We start from the raw sequence: 16,977 nt of genomic DNA on the forward strand, positions 1-16,977 counted from the left end.
AGGGAGTAGCGAAATGAAAAAACAACTTTTAAGTGTGGCAGATAGTGAATATAAAAATTTTATTGTTGAAATAAAAGATAAAATTAAACATTCACAACTTAAAGCAGCAATAAGTGTTAATTATGAACTACTTCATTTGTACTGGGAGTTAGGCGAACTCATTGTTAAAAAACAGAAAGAATATAAATGGGGCGAAGCTTTTTTAAAAGAACTTTCTAATGATTTGAAAAAAGAATTTCCTGATATGAAAGGATTTTCAGAGCAAAATTTAAGAAGTATTCGTTATTGGTTCTCTTTTTATAGTGAATATTTAATTGGCTTACAAGCTGTAAGCGAATTAGAAAAAGTAAAAAACTTGGTAAAAAGTATTCCTTGGGGACATAACCAAAGAATAATGTATAAATGCCAAACAGTAGCAGAAGCCTTGTTTTATGTGCAAAAGACGATTGATAATGGTTGGAGCAGAGCTGTTTTAGAACATCAAATTGAAAGTAATTTATATGTTAGAAATGGTAAAGCAATTACTAACTTTGATAATAGATTACCAGAGGTTCAATCGGATTTAGCCAAGCAAACCCTGAAAGATCCTTATAATTTTGATTTTTTGACTTTGTCAGAACATCATAATGAAAAGGAATTAGAAAATGCCTTAACGAGCCAGATTACTGAATTTTTATTGGAGCTTGGTGCAGGTTTTTCTTATATTGGTAAACAAGTACATTTAAAAGTGGGAGAAAGTGATTTTTATATTGGTTTACTTTTTTATCACGTAAAATTACATTGTTATGTTGTTGTCGAGCTTAAAACAGAGAAGTTTAAGCCAGAATTTGCAGGCAAATTAAATTTTTATATTACAGCGGTTAATAAGCAACTTAAAACAGATTACGATAATGAAACCATTGGTATTCTGATTTGTAAGGATAAAGATAATATTGTTGCTGAATATTCTTTAAACCGAATTGATCAGCCAATAGGTGTCGCAGAATATGAAATCAGTGAGTATTTAGAAAGTAAGTTGAAAAATAGTTTACCAACAATAGAAGAAATTGAGAAAGAATTAACACCGTAGAGACAGGGTATGCCCTGTCTCCAAAATAAATATAAAATTAATTTAGAAGTTGGGGATTAAAATGCAAGATTTAGAACAGCTCATTAACGTGCCAAAACCTGCGTGGGATATTTTGGAAACGTGGTTTGCACAGACAAGAAATAGTTTTGAAATTTTAGAAAAAGATGATGAGCGAGCAGCACAAGAATTATTAACCTTGCAACTAAATATTGGTACACCATTGGGTGCAGTTATTTTTGAAACAGGTGGCATTTTAGTTAAAAATGGTTGGTTGCGTTTGTTAGGTTCAGGATCAAAAAAAATGGATCGTGGTTTAACGGAATGGAACTATGGCAAAACCTTTGCTGAATCAGGCGAAAAGCCGAGTTATTTATTAGTGGCTGATGATGTTATTGGTGGCTATTTTGCATTAAATTCTGGTGGTTTAGCCGGTGGATTAGGCAAAATTCATTATTTTTCGCCAGTAACAGAACAATGGAAAGACTTAAATTTAGGCTATTCAGAATTTTTAGGTTGGGCGTTAAATGCGGATTTAGATAGTTTTTATCAAGGGCTATTTTGGGATAATTGGCAACAGCAAGTGGGCGAGTTAAGTGGTAATCAAGTGCTAATTTTTACGCCTGAATTATCTGTTAAAACCGATAATCAACGTCACTCACAGGTTGTGCCGATTGAACGTCATTACCAAGCCACTTTTAAAACAGACGATAAATTTGGTGGGGCGTATTCCGTCAGTTAAGAATAAAAAAGAAATAAGAGAAAATAATGGCATTATTACAAATTACAGAACCGGGTCAAAGTGTTGAACCACATCAAGTAAAATTGGCGGTGGGGATTGATTTAGGCACAACAAATTCGTTGGTGGCAAGTGTACGCAGTGGGCAAGCAACGATTTTAAATGATAAACAAGAGCGAGCGTTAATTCCGTCTATCGTACATTATGCGGATGAGAAAAAATTGATTGGCTATGAAGCCTTTGAAAAAGCGAGTGTCGATCCACAAAATACAGTTATTTCTGTGAAACGTTTGATTGGGCGTAGTCTAAGCGATATTCAGCAACGTTACCCTAAATTACCTTATCAGTTTACAGAAAGCGATAATGGATTACCGTTATTACAAACCCGTCAAGGTAACAAAAGCCCTGTTGAGATTTCAAGTGATATTTTAAGTCATCTTAATTATATTGCTGAACAGCGTTTAGCGGGCGAATTATCCGGCGTGGTAATTACTGTGCCAGCCTATTTTGATGATGCACAACGTCAAAGCACCAAAGACGCCGCTCGTTTAGTAGGCTTAAATGTATTACGTCTGTTAAATGAACCAACGGCAGCAGCGATTGCTTATGGTTTGGATAGCGGACAAGAAGGTGTGATTGCCGTTTACGATTTAGGCGGCGGTACTTTTGATATTTCGATTTTACGCCTATCTCGTGGCGTATTTGAAGTGCTAGCGACGGGGGGCGATACCGCATTAGGTGGCGATGATTTTGATCATCTAATTGCAAATTGGATCGTGGAACAATCTCAGATTGCACCACAAAATAATACTGAACAACGAGATTTATTAACCCTTGCAACCCAAATTAAAATCGCATTAAGTGAGCAAGAAACCGCAACGATTAGTTGGAAAGCGTGGCAAGGCGAATTATTAAAATTGCAATTTTCTGATCTAATCGCACCGCTTGTAAAACGCTCATTGATGACTTGTCGTCGTGCGTTAAAAGATGCTCAAATTTCTAATGATGAAGTGCAACAAGTCGTAATGGTGGGCGGTTCAACCCGTGTGCCTTATGTACGTGAAAAAGTGGGCGAATTTTTTGGAAAAACACCGCTAACCTCCATCGATCCTGATAAAGTAGTGGCACTTGGGGCAGCAATTCAAGCGGATATTTTAGTGGGTAATAAACCTGATTCGGATATGTTATTGCTTGATGTTGTACCACTTTCATTAGGCATTGAAACAATGGGCGGATTAGTGGAAAAAATCATTCCACGCAACACCACCATTCCTGTGGCAAAAGCCCAAGAATTTACCACCTTTAAAGATGGACAAACTGCAATGACGGTTCATGTGGTGCAAGGCGAACGTGAGTTAGTGGCAGATTGTCGCTCATTAGGGCGTTTTACATTGCATGGCATTCCACCGATGGTGGCGGGTGCAGCACATATTCGTGTGACTTATCAAGTGGATGCTGATGGCTTATTAAGTGTAACCGCAATGGAGAAATCCACCAAAGTACAAGCCTCAATTCAAATTAAACCCTCTTATGGGTTAAGCGATGATGAAATCACCCAGATGATCAAATCGTCTTTTGAGAATGCGAAACAAGACATTACGGCTCGTGAATTAGCAGAACAGCGAGTAGAGGCGGATCGTGTGATTGAAAGCGTGATTAACGCATTAAAAGCAGACGGTGTGGAATTATTAAGTGAAGCTGAATTTCATCAAATTGAACAGGTGTTAGCCGAATTGATTGAAATTAAAAAAGGCGAAGATCGTAGTTTGATTGCTCAGGGAATTAAAAAAGTCGATTTAGCCACGCAAGAATTTGCGGCACGACGAATGAATGCGTCTGTGAATAAAGCATTAACAGGAAAATCTGTTAGTGAAGTTGAATAGTATAAAGGAAAGAAAATGCCAAAAATAGTCGTTTTACCCCACGAAGATCTTTGCCCAGAGGGTGATGTAATTGAAGCAAAAGAGGGCGATAACTTACTCAATTTAATGTTAGATAAACATATTGAAGTGGATCACGCCTGTGAAAAATCCTGTGCTTGTACTACTTGCCACTTGATTATTCGTGAAGGCTTTGATTCATTAAATGAAGCCAGCGATCTGGAAGAAGATATGCTTGATAAAGCGTGGGGCTTGGAAATGGATAGCCGTTTGGGTTGTCAATGTATTGTGGGCGATGAAGATTTAGTGGTAGAAATTCCAAAATATACCTTAAATCACGCCAAAGAAGCGGATCACTAAGGAAGAGTAATGAAATTAACTTGGCAAGATACACAAGACATAGCAATCGAACTTTATGAACGCGATCCTGATTTAGATCCAAAAACAGTACGTTTTACGGATATGCACCGTTGGATTTGTGAGTTAGAGGGATTTGATGATGATCCACAAAAATCGAATGAGAAAATTTTAGAGTCTATTTTATTAAAATGGCTTGATGAATATGATGAGTAAATTTGTAAATTCAATATTCAGTATTCAGTATTGAGACAGGGTATAACGATACCCTGTCTCCCTGTGATTACAAAGAATTATTTTTTAGCTTTTAATTCTTTAAATATATAATAACTATTAATGCAGGCAACAAAAATGTTTAAGCCTACCACTGGGTAAGATTTAAGTAGTAACCCATAAATCATAAATAAAATACACCCAATAGTATTAACAAAACGTAATTTAGTCACATCTTTAAGTAAGAAAGAGCAAGACACGGTAAGCATTGCCGCATAGCCTAAAATTTCAATATAGTTCATTTTTAATTCTCTTAATAAAAAATAGGTGACCATTATAAAGACATTTGTAACATATTGAAATAGTTATACAAAATAGCAAAGGTTTGCGTAATAAAAACTTATAAAAATAATGGACCTAATGGCGTTTTTGGGATATTAAACTGTTCTGGATAATGCACATCAACCAAATATAACCCTGCTGCTTTTGCGGTTGGAGCAGCTAATTGTCGATCTTTTTGTTCAAGTAACCATTTGATCCATTCAGGTTCTTGATTTTCACAACCTACTTCAATTAAACTCCCCACAATATTTCTGACCATATGATGTACAAAAGCATTCGCTTGGATATCAATAATCACAAATTGCCCATTATGAGTGACAATTAAATGATGAATATTACGATTTGGGCTATTTGACTGACACTGTGCGGCACGAAATGAGCTAAAATCATTTTCACCCAACAGAAATTGTCCCGCTTGGTGCATTTTTTGATGATCAAGTGGAACATTATAATGGGATATCCCCTTTGGCAGGATTGCAGAGCGAAGGTTATTATTATAGATAATATAACGATAACGGCGAGCTGTAGCACTAAAACGAGCGTGAAAATCGGGTTCAACGTCAATAGACCATTTAACAGAAATATCATCAGGTAGGTGAGCATTCGTTCCAAAACACCAGCTTTTTAAAGGACGATTCACATCTGTTTCAAAATGCACTACCTGTCCTGTACTGTGAACTCCAGAGTCAGTACGTCCTGCACAAAATACCTCAATTGGAGAATTGGCAATAATAGATAATGCTTTTTCTAATTGTTCTTGAACACTGATAACAGATTGTTGCTTCTGCCAACCAAAATAACGACTTCCGTCATACTCAATACCTAATGCAATTTTCATTTGAATTTATTAAATTATTAACAATAAAAGATATTGTACTACAAGCGGTATGATTTTTTGAGATTTTTGCAATTTTTTACCTCACTTTTTGAGTATACCAATTGGAGGGGGAAATAACGACTTTCACATACGATCTTGTCTTGAGAAAAACAACATTAAATTAAATTTAATCTAAAAATAGTCTCGTTATGAAAAGATCGTTATACTATACTTTATTTGTTACTTTTTAGGACAGAAATATGATGGAAATTGAACTACTTGAAATCAAAAACTTTCTAGCACAGCTCGCTCCTTTTGATGAATTGCCAGAAGAAGCACTCAATGAATTAGCCCATAATATAGAAATTCGTTATTTTCGTGCTGAAACACCGATTTTAACTTATAATGCAGACATTGACTCACTCTATGTAATGCGTAGTGGTGTAGTTGAGGTTTATCGTCGCAGTGGCAAACTGTATAACCGAATGACAGAAGGACAAATCTTTGGTCAAATGGGACTCTTTATGAATAATAAAGTGCGTTTTCCTGTTACGGCGATTGAAGATACCCTTGCTTATTGCATTCCTGCTGAAATTTTTCATCGCTATTGCAATGATTATGAAGTCTTCGCTGATTTTATGGAAGTGGAAGGTACTCAGCGTTTAAGCCAAGTGATTTCTAATAGTGAAAATGATCTTACCCAATCTAAAGTAAAAACCTTAATTACTCGCCCAGCAGTTATTGTAGATCAAAATACATCAATTACAGATACCGCGGCTTGTATGAAAGAAGAAAATGTTTCAGCCGTATTAATCGCAAATTCAGCAATTAAAGAGACGAATGAAGATGATGATATCGATCCATTTGTGGGTATTATTACCGATCGAGATTTGTGTACTCGAGTGTTAGCAGAAAAAATTGATCCTGCCACATCCATTAGTGAAGTCGTATCACCAAGCTTATACTGTCTAGATGGTAATGCTTATGTGTATGAAGCAATGATGACAATGCTCCGTTATAATATTAACCACTTGCCTATTATGAATAAAGGTGAGGCAATTGGTATTATTTCCAATACCGATTTACTCCGTCACGAATCGCAAAATAGTCTGTTGATTGTAAACAGCATTTTCCAACAGAATAGTATTGAAGAATTAGCTATTATTGCAGGGCAAGTGAAAGATTGCTTTGTACGAATGGTACAAGAAGAAGCCAATTCACATATGGTTGGATCTGCAATGGCAGTGATTGGACGTAGTTTCAAACAGCGTTTAGCTGAACTTGCCGAAGAAAAATTAGGTACAGCACCAATTCCTTATTGCCTATTAGCCTTAGGTTCAATGGCTCGTGATGAACAGCTTATTGTTACCGATCAAGATAATGCGTTGATCCTTGATGAGAGCTACGATCCAAAATTACATAATGATTATTTTGAACAATTCTCACATTTTATTTGCGACGGCTTAGCGGCTTGTGGCTATACTTATTGCACTGGCGATATTATGGCAACCAACCCTGAATGGCGTAAAACCCTAAGCGAATGGAAAGAAACCTTTGTCGATTGGATCGATAATCCCAATCCAAAAGCCTTACTAAATAGCTCAATTTTCTTTGATTTAGACGGCGTTTATGGTCGTACTAAGTGGGCAGAACAGCTATATAGCTTCGTCGTACAACGTGCCAGAAAAAATAATGTTTTCTTAGGGGCATTAGCTCACACAGCAGGGCTACGCACTCCACCACTGGGTTTCTTTAAAAATTTTGTAATGGAAAATGACGGTCGTCATCAAAAATCGATCAACCTAAAACGTCGAGGCACAGCCCCACTGGCAGACTTAATACGTGTTCACGCTCTATCCATCGGATCATTAGCTAAAAACTCCTTTGAGCGTTTAGAAAATATTATTGAAGCAGGTATTTTGCCACGTAATCAAGGGCAAGATTTACAAAATGCGTTAGAATTATTGTCAATTGTACGTATTCGTCATCAAGCCAATGATATCTTAGAAGATCTTGAACCTGATAATAATATCGAACCTGAAGCAATGTCAGATTTTGAACGCCGTAATTTAAAAGATGCCTTTTTGGTGCTAAGTAATGCCCAAAAATTCATTAAATTCCGCTATCCGCCAAGACGTAAATATTAAGGGGAAATATGACAGCACAACAAAACTTGATTATCCCTGATAGCCAAATCCCTGACAATTGGCAGGATTATTATCAACAGCAAGCCCAACAGGTAAAAAATCCACTACTAAAAGAATTTTACCAAGCAGGCGTAATCGACGAAAACACACCTCTCAAAGACGTAGATTTTGTGGCACTCGATTTTGAAACTACCGGCTTAGATGCCACCGTTGATGATATTGTGAGTATCGGCTTAATTCCTTTTGACTTGAAAAGCATTTATTGTAACCAAGCCAAACATTGGATTGTCCGCCCAAAACAAGAACTTGAAGAAGAATCAGTGGTAATTCACGGCATTACCCACAGCGACATTTCTGACGCGCCTGATTTACGCAAAGTGTTAGATGATTTGCTAACAATCCTTGCCAATAAAATTGTGGTGGTGCATTACCGTCCAATTGAACGTCAGTTTTTTAATTCTGCTTTAATGGTGAGAATTAAGGAGGGAATTCTGTTTCCCGTTGTTGATACTATGCAGATCGAAGGTAATGTTCAATATGAAAAAAGAACGTGGTTGGATAAATTACTCAGCAAAAAAATGCCCTCAGTCCGCCTTGCTAACAGCCGTACTCGCTACGGTTTACCGCCCTATACGGCTCACAATGCGTTAATTGATTCCATCGCCACCGCCGAATTATTCCAAGCCCAAATCAGCCATCATTTCTCGCCTGATATGACGGTCGGGGAATTGTGGCGGTAGTTTTTTTATGTGGATAAAATAATCAATAAAGTTAAAAATTTGTAATGCTTTATTTTCAATAAATAAAGAATATGGTATATTTAAAAATTGTTTATAATATTCTCATTTTCATTTGTAAATGAGAATAGTTAAGTAGTATTATGGTATAATGGCAAAACAAGATGTAGATTGTATCACGTTAGACTTATTTGCATCATCTCCCAAAGTAGGACGTCCTCGTTGTAGTTCGTTAAGTCGAGAGCAGCAAATAAGAGTGAATAAACGTAATCAATTGAGACGAGATCGCTCGTGTGGTTTAAAGCGAGTGGAGTTAAAGTTGCATTCTGATCTTGTTTTAGCGTTAGAAAAACTCTCAAATGAGCAAAATGTAACTCGTAGTCAGCTCATTCAAAATATTTTGAATGACTATATTGATAAACAGTGTGTTGATTAAAGGTTAATAGAATAAATAGGAAATAAAATGGCAGTTGTTGGTTTATTTTACGGTAGTGATACGGGTAATACTGAAGCCGTATCAAAAATGATTCAAGGGCAATTAGGTGCAAATCTTGTTGCAGTACACGACATTGCAAAAAGTACTAAGGAAGATATAGAAGCCTATGATTTCTTATTAATTGGTATTCCAACTTGGTATTATGGTGAGTCTCAAGCGGATTGGGATGACTTTATGCCAACTTTACAGGAAATTGATTTCTCAGGAAAAATCATTGGTATTTTTGGTTGTGGCGATCAAGAAGATTATGCGGAATATTTTTGTGATGCGATGGGCACGGTGCGTGATGTTGTTGAACAAAATGGCGGTGTTATTGTTGGGCATTGGTCAACAGAAGGTTATAATTTTGAAGTTTCTCAAGCATTAGTGGATGAAAATACCTTTGTTGGATTATGTATTGATGAAGATCGTCAACCAGAATTAACAGAACAACGAGTACAGAAATGGTGTGAACAATTAAATGATGAAATGTGTCTTTCATCATTAGCTTAATGATTATAAATAAGGAGCATAAAATGTCGGAACAATCTGAACAAAATAAAGAGCTACTGAAAAAAGTGGGTCTGAAAATTACAGAACCACGATTAACTATTCTTGCATTAATGCAAGATTCTCGTGAAAATATGCAACATTTTGCAGCAGAAGACATTTATAAACTTCTCTTAGAACATAAATCTGAGGTTGGTTTAGCGACCGTGTACCGAGTGTTAAATCAATTTGAAGAGGTCGGTATCTTAACTCGTCATAGTTTTGATTCTAATAAAGCCGTTTTTGAGTTGAATTATGATCATCAACACGATCATATTATTTGTAAAGATTGTGGTAAGGTGTTTGAATTTAAAGATGACGAGATTGAGCGTCGTCAAAGAGAAATTAGTCAAAAACACGGTATTGAACTTGAAAAACATAGTCTTTATCTTTATGGAACTTGCAGTGATCTAAGTCATTGTGATAATAAAGAAAAATAGTATTTTTTATTCTCTTTATACTTAATTATTTGAGCATAAGCGGTGAGATTTTGTAAATAAATTACAAGATCGTACCGCTTCTATTGTTTTATTTGGTACCCATTTATGTCAGAAAATACAACCCTTACTCCTCAAGTTGAAACAGCCAAAGTTCGTCCTCCTCGTAAAATTTCGATATTTTGGTTACTCCCTGTTATTGCCTTTATTATTGGTGCATTATTATTTTTTCAGATTTTGAAAGAAAGAGGCGAAATTATCACTCTTCATTTCACCGATGGTGCAGGTATTACAGCAAAGAAAACACCAATTAGGTATCAAGGATTGCAAATTGGATTGGTAAAGAAAGTCAGTTTTTCTGAAGATTTGAAAAATGTTGATGTGATTGCTGAAATTACACCTGAAGCATCATCATTATTACGTGAAGATACTAAGTTTTGGTTAGTTCAACCTTCTGTTTCTTTAGCGGGTGTTTCTGGATTAGATTCTATTGTATCAGGAAATTATATTACGCTTTTACCTGGAACAGGAGATGAGGCAGATGAATTTATTGCGGAATTAGAACCTCCTGTTGCTCCTGTTACGGCAGGAGATTTATTGATTAAGCTAGTTTCTGATGATTTAGGCTCTATTTCTATCGGATCAAATGTTTATTTTAAAAAAGTACCCGTTGGAAGTATTTTAAGTTATCGTTTTACTGAAGATCAACAACAAGTTGAGATTGATGTAATGATAAAGAAAAAATATGCCAACTTGGTGAAGAAAAATAGCCATTTTTGGAATATTAGTGGCATTAATGCAACATTAGATTTATCAGGATTATCTATTGCAATAGATAGTATTCAATCTGTTGTTCAAGGTGCAATTGCCTTTGATTTTCCTAAGGATGATACACAACAAGCTGTTCAAAATCAGCATTATACTTTGTATAAAAATTTAAAAGCAGCAAACAGAGGGATTGAAGTGGATGTTCTATTGCCTCTTCATTCTTCTGTTAAAGTTAATGAAACGGCACTCTTTTACCAAAATACGAAAATTGGGGTGTTAGCTGAATTAGATCCTATTGATACTAGTATGGAACAAAAAGTATTAAAGGGTAAATTATTACTTAATCCAAACTATACACACTTATTACGTTCAGGAACCACTATTTTATTAAAAGAACCTAAATTTGGTTTAAATAAACAACAGATAACAAAATTAAATGAATTAGTGAGAGGCAATTTTTTTGATGTTGTAAAAGTGGGTGAGGGTGAGGAATTAAATACATTTAGCATTCAAAAAGAAGCTGATTATTTATTAAGCCGTCCAGATGTGTTGGGTTTAACCTTAGTTGCTTCGCAATCTTATGGGGTAGACAAAGGGCAAGGTATTTACTATAACGATATTCAAATTGGTGAAATTTTAGAACGAAATGTCACCTTGAAAAATGTCAGTTTTAAAGTAATGATTTATCCAGAATATCGTCGTTTTATTGCTAAAAACAGTCAGTTTGTCTCTATTTCTCATTTTGATCTCTCTGCTAATATGGATGGCGTGCAGTTTAAATCCGCTTCACCAACAGAATGGTTAAAGGGGGGGATTAGAATGTTAGTTGAAGAACCAAAAGGTAAGCCTCTTGATTCTTATCCTCTTTATGAAAATAGAGAAAATGCACAACAAGGGATTATTGATACACAAAAGCGTGTAACAAAGGTATTGTCTGCCAAAAAAGTATCAGGAATAAATAAAGGTTCGGTGATACTTTATAATGATTTTCAGGTTGGTGAGGTATTAGATATTACACCAAAAGCAGAGAAATTTGAGATTGGACTGTTTATCATACCTAAATATCGTCATTTACTTACTAATAAAAGTCGCTTTTGGATTGAGCCTGCCACAGCGATTGATATTTCAACAAAAGGCATAAATATTCAAGCTGCTCCTTTTATGCGAACTTTAAAGGGAGCAATTAGTTTTGATAATAAAGGACGTAAGCAAAGTAATACCCTTTATGAAAATTATGATAAAGTCTTTGCTGGAAATTCTTATATTACCTTAATTACCAAAGATGCCGCTAAATTAAGTGAAGGTATGCCAATTAAATATATGGGATTAACCATTGGTCACATTAAAACCTTAAAATTAGAAAATGCAAAAAAACGTATTAAAGTGACCGCTTCCATTAAGAGTAAATATTATGGGATCGTGGCACGATCAGGCAGTGTATTTAAGGCGATCTCTCCACAAATTAATAGTTCAGGATTTAAGCATTTAGATGCAGTACTACAAAATTATATTGATGTTAATGCAGGTACGGGAAAACGTAAAACTTGGTTTACCTTAGTGGATAATGATGTCACTAAAACAGAATATCAAGGTGGCTTCCCTATTGTATTAGAAACCAGTAATGCCAATGGTTTGAGTGTAGATACGCCTGTATTTTATCGAGGCTTACAAGTGGGGATTGTTGATCGTGTAAAATTAAGTGAATTAGGTGATCGTGTCTTTTTATATGTACGAATTAGTTATAAATATCGTCATTTAGTGCGTAAAAATAGTCAGTTCTGGGAATCTTCTGGCTACACAATGAACGTAGGATTAAATGGAGCAACCATTAGTTCTGGCACAATGTCCCAATTAATGAATGGTGGTATTTCATTTTCTACACCATCAGGTAAAATAGTGAGTTCAAAAGCTAAAGCTAATCAGCATTTTATTCTACAACCTAACCCACCTAAAGGTGTGGCAGAGTGGAATCAAGGTGCATATTAACATTTGTAAAATTGGGAGAGTAACAAGCGGTCAGATGAGAATGAAAATTTGCAAATTATTACAAAAATCATACCGCTATAAGGGTATTCAATGATAAAGCAATTATTTGAGTGGTTTGAAAATCGTATTGAACCTTATCCTAAAAATGATCCTATAACACCAAAGTCGGGGTTAGTACCTTTTATCTTTGATGCCACTAAGGGTATGCGGATTTATATTTTTTTAATGATGCTAATGACGGCGGGGATTGGCGTCACAGAAGGATTGTTGTTTCAATTTATTGGTAACTTAGTCGATTGGGTCAGCACCCTTTCTCCTTCCCAAGTATGGCAGACTAAAAAAACATCGATTTTATTTATGTTGTTTGTGGTTTGTTTAGGATTTTTGTTTACTTTCTTTAATGCGAGTTTACGTTTTCAAACATTGCAAGGCGTATTTCCAATGCGTTTACGATGGAATTTTCATCGTTTAATGCTTGGGCAAAGTATGGGATTTTATCAAGATGAGTTTGCAGGTCGTGTTTCAGCCAAAGTAATGCAAACTGCCTTAGCCGTACGTGATTCTGTGATTACGCTTTCAGGCGTGATTGTTCAAATTTCTGTTTATTTGATTACTTCCAGTATTATTTTAGTTCAATTTGATAGTTGGTTTTTACTGCCTTTTGGCGTATGGCTAGTTGGACTGCTTCTCATTATGCGAAATTTTATTCCTAAGTTGGGAAAAGCCTCTCAAGAGCAATCAGATGCACGAAGTTTAATGACTGGTCGTATAACAGACACTTATGCCAATATTGCAACAGTAAAATTGTTTTCGCACGGTCAAAGAGAAGCAAAATATGTAAAAACCTCAATGCAGGAATTTATGCTAACCGTACATAAACAAATGCGTTTAGTCACTTCAATTGAGGCATTGCATTATATCAATAGTATGTGGCTCGTGGTTTCAACGGCAACAATGGGGTTAGTGCTTTGGTATAATGGCTTTGTGACAGCTGGAGCCATTGCAACAGCAACGGCATTGGCGTTACGTATTAAAGGATTATCACAATGGATTATGTGGGAAGCCGCTCGTTTATTTGAAAATTTAGGGACAGTTCAAGATGGAATGAACACCATTTCAAAACCTCATTTTATTAAAGATAAAGAAAATGCCACAGAACTTAAAGTATTTAAGGGTGAGATTACCTTTGAACATATTGACTTTGCTTATGATAAAGAAAATCCACTATTACAAGATTTTAATCTGCATATTAAAGCGAGCGAAAAAGTAGGAATAGTTGGGCGAAGTGGTGCAGGTAAGTCGACACTCACTAATCTATTATTACGTTTTTATGATATTCAAAATGGAGATATCAAAATTGATGGTCAAAATATTTATGATGTAACTCAAGATAGTTTACGATCACAAATTGGTTTAGTAACTCAAGATACCTCATTATTACATCGTTCAGTGAAAGAAAATTTACTTTATGGACGACCAGAGGCTACGGAACAAGAAATGGAAAAAGCAGCACAAAAAGCCGCTGCTGATGAGTTTATTGCTACACTGAGTGATGCCAAAGGCAGAACGGGTTATGATACTTATGTTGGAGAACGTGGTGTTAAGTTATCAGGAGGACAACGTCAGCGAATTGCAATTGCTCGGGTAATGTTAAAAGACGCACCAATTTTATTATTGGATGAGGCAACCAGTGCTTTAGATTCTGAAGTTGAAGCAGCTATTCAAGAGAATTTAGCCGAATTAATGGAAGGTAAAACCGTGTTAGCGATTGCTCATCGTTTATCGACCATTATGGCAATGGATCGTTTAATTGTACTGGATCAAGGGAAAATTATAGAGCAAGGCTCTCATAATGAATTATTGGCTAAAAAAGGTGTCTATGCCAAACTGTGGAATCATCAAAGTGGTGGATTTTTAGCAGATGATGAAAACGTAGAATAAATATTAAATATAAAGTGGGATAATATAAGAAAGTAATGATTAAACTAAATTTAAAAACCCTCGCCGATATTCTCAATGCACGTTTGGTTGGCGATGAGCATATCTGTGTTGAACACATTAGTACCGACACTCGTCAAGCGGTGGAAAAAGGACTATTTTTTGCATTAAAAGGTGAAAATTTTGATGCCCATAACTACTTAGCCCAAGCCGTTGAACAAGGTTGTGTGGCAGTTGTGGTTGAGCGAGAAATAGAAATTGATGTCCCACAGCTTATCGTGAAAGACACCCGCTTAGCCTTAGGTCAGTTGGGAAAATGGCTCAAAGCAAAAATCAATCCGAAAACGGTCGCGATGACGGGATCATCGGGCAAAACAACGGTGAAAGAAATGGTTGCAAAAATCTTGCAAAATGTAACCGCTTGTTCTGATGAAGTATTGTTTACCTTTGGTAATTTAAACAATGATCTCGGTGTGCCGTTAACCTTGTTACGTCTAAATGAAAACCATAAATTTGCAGTGGTTGAGTTAGGGGCTAATCATCTGGGCGAAATTGCTTACACCACGAATTTAGTCAAACCTGATGCGTGCTTAATTAACAATATCACTTCTGCCCATTTAGAAGGTTTTGGTTCGCTAGAAGGTGTTGCAAAAGCCAAAGGCGAGATTTATCAAGGCTTGGCAGATGATGGCGTAGCGATTGTTAACTTAGATTACCCAGAGTGGCAAAATTTATGGCAACAAACGATCGCAAACAGAAAAACACAGACGTTCTCAGCAAATAATCAATCCGCTGATTTTTATGCGAAAAATATTCAATTAACCTTAACGGGGGCGAACTTTGTTTTAGGCACGCCACAAGGCGAGATTGACATTCATTCCTCTTATTTAGGCGAACATAATATCAGCAATGCATTGGCGGCAACTTCGCTAGCGATGGCGGTTGGAGCAGATTTGCAAGCAGTTAAATCAGGGCTTGAACAACAATCAAAAGTAAAAGGTCGTTTGTATCCGATTGAAATCAATGAGGATTTATTGTTGATTGATGATACTTATAATGCAAATGTTGGCTCGTTAAAATCGGCGGTTTCTGTATTAAAAAATTACCCTGCGTTTAGAATTTTAGCCGTTGCTGATATGGGCGAATTGGGAACAGAGAGCAAAGCTTGTCATCAGCAAGTGGCGGATTTTGTTAAAGAAGCTGAGCTTGATTTAGTGGTTTCTTTTGGGAAAGAAAGTGCAGTAATCAGCAATAATTCAGAACATCATTTTACCGATAAACAAGCAATGTGTGATTTCTTAATACCGACAATTTTGCAAAAATCACAACAAAAACAACCGCTTGTATTATTAGCAAAAGGCTCACGTAGTCAGAAGATGGAAGAGCTTATCGCTCTTTTAGTTGAACAATTAGAAAAATAAGGATAAACAATGTTAGTTTGGCTTGCAGAATATTTAGTGCAATATAACACCGCTTTTCACGTGGTTTCATACATCACATTTCGTGCCATTATGGCGTTATTAACCGCAATGGGAATTGGTTTATGGATTGGTCCAAAGGTAATTCGCCGTTTGCAAATCTTAAAATTTGGGCAAGAAGTACGTAATGACGGTCCTGAAAGTCACTATAAAAAACGTGGTACACCGACAATGGGTGGAATTATCATTCTGTTTACGATTGGCGTAAGTACTTTATTATGGGCAAATTTAGCCAACCCTTATGTGTGGTTTGTGATGTTCGTGTTATTTGGCTATGGCGTAGTCGGTTTTGTGGACGATTACTGGAAAATCACACGTCAAAGCACTGATGGTTTAATCGCTCGCTGGAAATATTTTTGGCTTTCAGTCATCGCATTAGTGGCAATTTTTGGTATGTACGCTATCGGTAAAGACACCGCCGCAACACAATTAGTCGTACCATTCTTTAAAGAATTTATGCCACAGTTAGGGATTTTTTACATTGTTTTAGGCTATTTTGTGATCGTGGGTACGAGTAATGCCGTAAACTTAACAGACGGCTTAGACGGTTTAGCTATCGTCCCAACTATTATGGTTGCAGCCGCATTTGGCTTGATTGCGTGGGCGACAGGGAATATCAACTTCGCACAATACTTACACATTCCATTTATCAAATTTAGTGGTGAATTAGCGGTTGTTTGTACCGCCATTGTCGGAGCAGGACTTGGTTTCCTATGGTACAACACCTACCCCGCATTAGTCTTTATGGGAGATGTCGGCTCACTTTCATTAGGCGGAGCATTGGGCGTTATCGCAATTTTAGTTCGTCAAGAATTGTTACTTGTTATTATGGGCGGTGTGTTTGTCGTAGAAACCCTTTCTGTTCTTTTACAAGTTGGGTCATTTAAATTACGTGGAAAACGCATTTTCAGAATGGCACCTATTCATCATCACTTTGAACTCAAAGGCTGGCCAGAACCACGCGTGATTATGCGATTTTGGATTATTACGCTGATGTTGGTGTTGGTGGGGTTAGTGACGTTGAAGTTGAGATAGGTTGTTTGAAAAT

At 36.3% G+C, this 16,977-nt stretch carries 15 protein-coding genes and 1 pseudogene; 14 read left to right on the forward strand and 2 right to left on the reverse strand.

Annotated features, from left to right (window positions below):
* Nucleotides 1-13: 13 nt before the first annotated feature.
* The 5 genes from U9966_RS04500 to iscX all read left to right on the forward strand — a co-directional run bounded on the left by U9966_RS04500 (nucleotide 14) and on the right by iscX (nucleotide 4,258).
* On the forward strand, nucleotides 14-1,069 hold the full coding sequence (locus tag U9966_RS04500) for a PDDEXK nuclease domain-containing protein (RefSeq protein ID WP_306347297.1): 1,056 nt from the start codon (nucleotides 14-16) through the stop codon (nucleotides 1,067-1,069).
* A 61-nt stretch (nucleotides 1,070-1,130) separates the two neighbouring features.
* Nucleotides 1,131-1,808: a DUF2625 family protein gene (locus U9966_RS04505; protein ID WP_306347296.1), complete on the forward strand. Its 678-nt coding sequence runs from the start codon at nucleotides 1,131-1,133 to the stop codon at nucleotides 1,806-1,808.
* 26 nt (nucleotides 1,809-1,834) lie between these two features.
* Nucleotides 1,835-3,688: a Fe-S protein assembly chaperone HscA gene (gene hscA, locus U9966_RS04510; protein WP_306347295.1), complete on the forward strand. Its 1,854-nt coding sequence runs from the start codon at nucleotides 1,835-1,837 to the stop codon at nucleotides 3,686-3,688.
* 15 nt (nucleotides 3,689-3,703) lie between these two features.
* A complete protein-coding gene (fdx, locus tag U9966_RS04515) occupies nucleotides 3,704-4,045 on the forward strand; it encodes an ISC system 2Fe-2S type ferredoxin (protein WP_211597744.1) in 342 nt (113 codons plus the stop codon).
* Nucleotides 4,046-4,054: 9 nt separating this feature from the next.
* Nucleotides 4,055-4,258: a Fe-S cluster assembly protein IscX gene (gene iscX / locus U9966_RS04520; RefSeq protein WP_306347294.1), complete on the forward strand. Its 204-nt coding sequence runs from the start codon at nucleotides 4,055-4,057 to the stop codon at nucleotides 4,256-4,258.
* 77 nt (nucleotides 4,259-4,335) lie between these two features.
* Here the strand turns inward: iscX and U9966_RS04525 are convergent.
* Nucleotides 4,336-4,596, reverse strand: a pseudogene (locus tag U9966_RS04525) (hypothetical protein); the annotation flags it as partial.
* Between the two features lie 59 nt (nucleotides 4,597-4,655).
* Nucleotides 4,656-5,435, reverse strand: coding sequence for a tRNA pseudouridine(38-40) synthase TruA (gene truA, locus U9966_RS04530; protein WP_306347292.1), 780 nt, complete (start codon nucleotides 5,433-5,435; stop codon nucleotides 4,656-4,658).
* Nucleotides 5,436-5,674: 239 nt separating this feature from the next.
* On the opposite strand from truA, the gene U9966_RS04535 reads away from it, so the two are divergent.
* From U9966_RS04535 to mraY, 9 genes are all read left to right on the forward strand, one after another.
* Nucleotides 5,675-7,561 carry a DUF294 nucleotidyltransferase-like domain-containing protein gene (locus U9966_RS04535; protein WP_306347291.1) on the forward strand — a complete coding sequence of 629 codons (1,887 nt, stop codon included), beginning with the start codon at nucleotides 5,675-5,677 and terminating at the stop codon, nucleotides 7,559-7,561.
* 8 nt (nucleotides 7,562-7,569) lie between these two features.
* Nucleotides 7,570-8,301 carry a 3'-5' exonuclease gene (locus U9966_RS04540; protein WP_306347290.1) on the forward strand — a complete coding sequence of 244 codons (732 nt, stop codon included), beginning with the start codon at nucleotides 7,570-7,572 and terminating at the stop codon, nucleotides 8,299-8,301.
* Nucleotides 8,302-8,449: 148 nt separating this feature from the next.
* A complete protein-coding gene (ybfE, locus tag U9966_RS04545; protein WP_306347289.1) occupies nucleotides 8,450-8,734 on the forward strand; it encodes a LexA regulated protein in 285 nt (94 codons plus the stop codon).
* A 27-nt stretch (nucleotides 8,735-8,761) separates the two neighbouring features.
* A complete protein-coding gene (fldA, locus tag U9966_RS04550) occupies nucleotides 8,762-9,286 on the forward strand; it encodes a flavodoxin FldA (RefSeq protein ID WP_306347288.1) in 525 nt (174 codons plus the stop codon).
* 23 nt (nucleotides 9,287-9,309) lie between these two features.
* Nucleotides 9,310-9,762 carry a ferric iron uptake transcriptional regulator gene (gene fur, locus U9966_RS04555; protein ID WP_211597755.1) on the forward strand — a complete coding sequence of 151 codons (453 nt, stop codon included), beginning with the start codon at nucleotides 9,310-9,312 and terminating at the stop codon, nucleotides 9,760-9,762.
* Between the two features lie 105 nt (nucleotides 9,763-9,867).
* Nucleotides 9,868-12,513, forward strand: coding sequence for a PqiB family protein (locus tag U9966_RS04560; RefSeq protein WP_306347287.1), 2,646 nt, complete (start codon nucleotides 9,868-9,870; stop codon nucleotides 12,511-12,513).
* A gap of 90 nt (nucleotides 12,514-12,603) precedes the next feature.
* On the forward strand, nucleotides 12,604-14,454 hold the full coding sequence (locus U9966_RS04565) for an ABC transporter ATP-binding protein (protein WP_306347286.1): 1,851 nt from the start codon (nucleotides 12,604-12,606) through the stop codon (nucleotides 14,452-14,454).
* Nucleotides 14,455-14,489: 35 nt separating this feature from the next.
* Nucleotides 14,490-15,872 (forward strand): UDP-N-acetylmuramoyl-tripeptide--D-alanyl-D-alanine ligase, encoded by a 1,383-nt coding sequence (gene murF, locus U9966_RS04570; RefSeq protein WP_306347285.1) that lies wholly within the window; start codon nucleotides 14,490-14,492, stop codon nucleotides 15,870-15,872.
* Nucleotides 15,873-15,881: 9 nt separating this feature from the next.
* Entirely contained in the window at nucleotides 15,882-16,964 is a 1,083-nt protein-coding gene (mraY, locus tag U9966_RS04575) for a phospho-N-acetylmuramoyl-pentapeptide-transferase (RefSeq protein WP_306347284.1), read from the forward strand.
* The last annotated feature ends 13 nt before the right edge of the window (nucleotides 16,965-16,977 follow it).

Origin of the sequence: Pasteurella atlantica (assembly GCF_963693435.1) — a bacterium.
Lineage (GTDB): Bacteria > Pseudomonadota > Gammaproteobacteria > Enterobacterales > Pasteurellaceae > Phocoenobacter > Phocoenobacter atlanticus.

Coding starts and splice junctions, on each gene's coding strand:
- U9966_RS04560 (WP_306347287.1), top strand. CDS start 9,868: ATGTCAGAAAATACAACCCTTACTCCTCAAGTTGAAACAGCCAAAGTT.
- truA (WP_306347292.1), bottom strand. CDS start 5,435: ATGAAAATTGCATTAGGTATTGAGTATGACGGAAGTCGTTATTTTGGT.
- U9966_RS04540 (WP_306347290.1), top strand. CDS start 7,570: ATGACAGCACAACAAAACTTGATTATCCCTGATAGCCAAATCCCTGAC.
- hscA (WP_306347295.1), top strand. CDS start 1,835: ATGGCATTATTACAAATTACAGAACCGGGTCAAAGTGTTGAACCACAT.
- U9966_RS04565 (WP_306347286.1), top strand. CDS start 12,604: ATGATAAAGCAATTATTTGAGTGGTTTGAAAATCGTATTGAACCTTAT.
- ybfE (WP_306347289.1), top strand. CDS start 8,450: ATGGCAAAACAAGATGTAGATTGTATCACGTTAGACTTATTTGCATCA.
- mraY (WP_306347284.1), top strand. CDS start 15,882: ATGTTAGTTTGGCTTGCAGAATATTTAGTGCAATATAACACCGCTTTT.
- fldA (WP_306347288.1), top strand. CDS start 8,762: ATGGCAGTTGTTGGTTTATTTTACGGTAGTGATACGGGTAATACTGAA.
- murF (WP_306347285.1), top strand. CDS start 14,490: ATGATTAAACTAAATTTAAAAACCCTCGCCGATATTCTCAATGCACGT.
- iscX (WP_306347294.1), top strand. CDS start 4,055: ATGAAATTAACTTGGCAAGATACACAAGACATAGCAATCGAACTTTAT.
- fur (WP_211597755.1), top strand. CDS start 9,310: ATGTCGGAACAATCTGAACAAAATAAAGAGCTACTGAAAAAAGTGGGT.
- fdx (WP_211597744.1), top strand. CDS start 3,704: ATGCCAAAAATAGTCGTTTTACCCCACGAAGATCTTTGCCCAGAGGGT.
- U9966_RS04505 (WP_306347296.1), top strand. CDS start 1,131: ATGCAAGATTTAGAACAGCTCATTAACGTGCCAAAACCTGCGTGGGAT.
- U9966_RS04500 (WP_306347297.1), top strand. CDS start 14: ATGAAAAAACAACTTTTAAGTGTGGCAGATAGTGAATATAAAAATTTT.
- U9966_RS04535 (WP_306347291.1), top strand. CDS start 5,675: ATGATGGAAATTGAACTACTTGAAATCAAAAACTTTCTAGCACAGCTC.